This is a genomic window from Corynebacterium sp. HMSC05H05 (genome assembly GCF_001807265.1).
In the GTDB taxonomy this organism is placed as follows: domain Bacteria; phylum Actinomycetota; class Actinomycetes; order Mycobacteriales; family Mycobacteriaceae; genus Corynebacterium.
The window spans coordinates 1-4,125 of record NZ_KV788401.1 but is presented as its reverse complement, the minus strand read 5'-3'; the positions used below and the strand labels follow the sequence as shown (position 1 = coordinate 4,125).

The 4,125-nt window shown below is 61.4% G+C and carries 1 protein-coding gene; it reads right to left on the bottom strand.

Annotated elements, in window-relative coordinates; translation table 11 throughout:
- Positions 1–98 precede the first annotated feature (98 nt).
- On the bottom strand, positions 99–4,082 hold the full coding sequence (locus tag HMPREF3151_RS07625) for a hypothetical protein (protein WP_141741371.1): 3,984 nt from the start codon (positions 4,080–4,082) through the stop codon (positions 99–101).
- Positions 4,083–4,125 lie beyond the last annotated feature (43 nt).

Sequence of the window (4,125 nt, the reverse complement as noted above, 5' to 3'; positions counted from 1 at the left end):
CTTCACCACAAATCCAGCCATTGTTCAACAAACCGGTGCTGAAATGCCGAAAACCCGGTGCCGAGACGGCACCGGGTTTTACAGGTTAAGGGCAGGTCTTACTTGGCGGAATCCTGCTTCTCGGAAGAGGAAGAGGAGGAATCCTCAGCCTCGCCCTTATCAGCCTCAGCCTTGGACGGCTTGCCAGAGGAGCCGTACATCAGGAACTCGCTGTCAGTTGCCTTACCAAGCTGGTAGGAGGAGGTGGACTCTTCCTGGCCGCAGGCACGCATGACCTGATCAACGATGAGCAAGCCGACAGTGATCGCGCCGAGAGCGCCGGCAGCCATGCCGAGCTGCTCGGTGTTAACGCCCTGGAACGCACTCTGGAAGCCAGCAGCGCGCTGCGCACGATCCTCGTTGTAGATGCCCAGGCCCTGCTGGATACGGTTGTTCGCATCCTGAATAGCGCCGTTGATCTGCGCGGAGACGCCCTCCAGGCCCGGGATCTGGACCTGGGACAGGATGCCCAGCGGGATAGCCAGCAGCAGCGGAGCGGACAGGCCGACCAGGGAAGCAATGCACTTGCCGTCCAGCTCGCTGGAGGAGCCCTTCTCCTGGACAGTCTCGCCCTGCTGGGTGATGTTGATGATCACCTTTTCCTTGCCCTGAAGCTTGCCGTTCTCAACCGGAACGACCATCAGCTTCACGCCGCCGTCAAGGTGCGCACCCGGCAGGACGCGCAGCTTGCCGCCCTCGGAGACCTCGATCTCCTTACCCGGCTCGAGACGCTTCTTCTTGGTGCAGTCGTCGTTGTAGCAGACGTAGACCTCGACAGAGTTCTCGCCGCCCTTGACGTTGATGTCAATGCCCTTGTCCGGGGTGCCGTTGACGTCCAGCTGCGGCGGGGTCAGGCCCTCAGACGTACGCGGGATCTCCATCTCAACCAGACGGACCGGGTTGCCCTCGGAGTCGCGCTCCTCAACGAGGATGGAGCCGTGCTTGTCCTCGGTCGGCTGGATGAACAGCTGGCCCTTGGAGTCCGGCGCCGGGTTGGTGATCAGGTCCTTGCCGCGGACAACATGCAGGGTGTTGTTCTTACCCGGAACGATCTTGTCGTTGATGTTGCGCTCGTAGACGACGCGCTCCTCAACGAACTTCAGCGGGGTCGGCTGCTCCACGATCTCGATCGTGTGGCGCTTGACCACCTTGTCGTTCTTGTCCACCTCGACGACGGTGACGGTCTTGCCGATGGAGTCCTTGCCCTTCGGGGTCAGGACCCACTTGCCGGTCTTCTCGTCGAACTCGACGTTGACGTACTTCTCGCCCTCATCAATGCGAATCTCGTTCTTGTTGATGCGGGTGATGGTGAAGCTGCCGTCCTCGGTGAGCTTGAAGTTCTGCTCGCGGGACTCGGAGCTGCCGCCCTTGCCGTTACCGCCCGGGACCACGTCGATGTTGTAGATGACGTAGACGCCGCGGTCGTTCTTGATCTTGACCTGGGTGGTGCCCTTGGCGCCTTCCTTCGGGGTGACGATGAGGTTGTTGCCGTCCTTGGTCACCTCAACCAGGGACTCGTCGGTGATCTCGTAGTCGGAGCCCTCCGGGATGGTGAGGGTGAGCTTCGAAGACCAGTTGAGGGTGACGTCTTCTTCGCGCGGCTTCGACGGGGTGACGTCGATGGTCCAGCGCTGGAACGGCAGGTCGCGGGAGTTCAGGTTCTCAATGATGACCTGGCCCTCAGCGCCTTCCTTGAAGTAGACCTTGCCGTCCTCGATGCGGTCGATGAGGTGCTCGCCCTTGACAATGCGCTGGTTCTTGACCGAGATGTTGAGCTCGTCCTTGGACTCAGCCTCCAGGGTGCTCTCCTCGACCTCACCCTTGGTGACGTTGAGGGTCCACTCGGCGACGGTCTTACCGTTCGGGGACTTCTCAGCGACGACGATCTTGCCCTCGAAGCCCGGGTTCGGCAGCACGCGGTACTTGCCGTCCTCGGTCTTGACCAGGGTGGCGTTGTCCTTGCCCTCGATGATTTCGAAGGTGTTGCCCTCGTTGCCCGGCTTGAACTCGGCGGTGTTGCGGTCGTCCAGATCCTGGGTGAACTTCGGAACCTCGTACTCGTTCTGCTCCTGCGGCTTCGCCGAGATGGTGTAGACGCCGACCAGGACGCGGCCGTCCTTCGCGTTCTCGTCCGGAGCGTACAAGTTGAAGATGCCGGTGCCGTTGACCTTGTTGTGGATCTTGAAGCCGTTGTCGGTCTTCTCGATCTTCCAGTTGTCCTTGTTACCGTCAGTCTGTTCCAGCTCCCAGTCGTCGCCGGAGGTCTTAACGTCGACAGTGGTGCCCTCCTGGATGAGGTGGGTCTCAACGTCCACCAGGACGTTCACGCCCGGCTTGATGTCCAGGGTGTAGGTGTGGGTCTTGCCCTCAGCGTCCACAGCCTTGAGCACAACCTTGCCCTCGGCGCCCGGCTTCGGGGTGATGATCCAGAAGCCGTCGCGCTTCTCGATGGACTCGATGAGGTCCTCGCCGGAGACGATCTCCGGCTTGTTCTCAACGTTTTCAATCTCCAGCTTGTAGGAGTTGGCGTTACCGATCACGCGGGTCTGCGTGTACTTGTCGGAAGCGGCGTCGATGTTGAACTCGTAGACGTTCTTGTTGCCCGTCTTCTCGCCCTTGTCGTTCTTCTCAAACACCTCGATCTTGACGTTGCCCCTGAGCACGCCGTCGTTGATCTTGACGTTGAGCTTGCCGTCCTTCTCCTCGGTGGTGACCAGGCCCTTGCCGTCGGTGATCTCGTAGTCCCAGCCGGCCGGGATATCGATGCTCTGGTTCACACCGGCAACGCCCACGTTGAAGTAGTGGTTGTTCACGGTGACCTCACCGGTGGTCTCCACGGTGGTGGACTCGTTGACCACGTCGATGATGTACTCGTGGCGGTTGCCCTTGTTGTCCACGACAACGATGCGGACCTTGCCGCTGCCTTCCTTCTTCGGGGTGACCACGAGGACGGAGGTGCCGTCCTCACGGACCTCCTTGGTCACCTCGACCAGGCCGTTGGAGTCGTCGACGAAGTCGATCTCCCAGGAGCCCAGGTCCTTGACCTCGATCTCCTCGGACTTCTCGCTGAAGCGGAAGTCGAAGGCGTAGGAGTAGTGGCGGAAGTAGCGCTCGACCTCCTTGGTGGTGGTCTTCTCTTCGCGCTGGGTGCTGGTGACGGTGGTGGCCTCAGTCTTGGTCTCCGGTGCGCCGGTGACGGTGGAGGTCTCGGTCACGGTCGGCCCCGGAACCACGGTGGTCGAGGTGGAGGTGGAGGTGGACGGCTTCGGATCTTCCTCCACGTCCGGCTCAAAGCCCTCGAGGCCCGGCTGCGCGATGGTGACGATGCGCTGGTTGGTCGGCTCCTTGGACAGGTCCTCGTACACGTTATAGGAACGCGGCAGCAGGATGGTGACGTACTCGCCGTCCTTGACGTTCAGGCGGGAGGACGCAGCGTCGTTCTTGACCAGGTAGTAGTTGGCCTGGCCGGTCTGCTCGAAGTAGCTCTTACGCACCTCGAAGCCGGTCCACTGCAGGAACTGCTGCGGGGTCACCGGCTTCACGCCCGGCACGTGGACGTTCGGGTTGCCGGCAACCCAGCCGCGCAGGTCGTTCAGGGTCTGCTTGTTGTTGGACAGCAGCGCCTGCAGTGCCGAGTTCTTGGCCTTGGCATCGGCGTACTTGCCCTGCTTCAGGTCCGTGAGCATCAGCTTGGTCAGGTTAATGGCGGCACGCTCAATGTCCTCGTCGATCTTGAGGTTGCCGCCCATGTCGCCGTTAAAGCCGTAGAAGCCGGAGGTGCCGTCGAGCTTGCGCACCTCGTAGGCGGTGCTGGGCGTCGGGGTTGCAAGGTGGGCATCGATGCACCAGCCCGGGCCGAACGCGGTCTTGTACTGGCCAGACAGCCGGGCGTTGTCGTCCCAGACCTGCTTCTGGTTGTAGTCGACGACAGCCTGCTCAACGGAGTCGTCGAGAGTGGAGTACTGGCTAGTAATTCGCACGTCTGCGTCTGCGGCGGGAGCGACAACGGCTGCGCCACCGAATGCGACGGCACCGGCAACCATCGATGCCAGGATGCGCTTTTTCAGGTTTGCGTTATGCAACGTC

Bases quoted from the DNA above. Each gene is read 5' to 3' on its own strand.
- HMPREF3151_RS07625 (WP_141741371.1), bottom strand. From the start codon at position 4,082: ATGGTTGCCGGTGCCGTCGCATTCGGTGGCGCAGCCGTTGTCGCTCCC.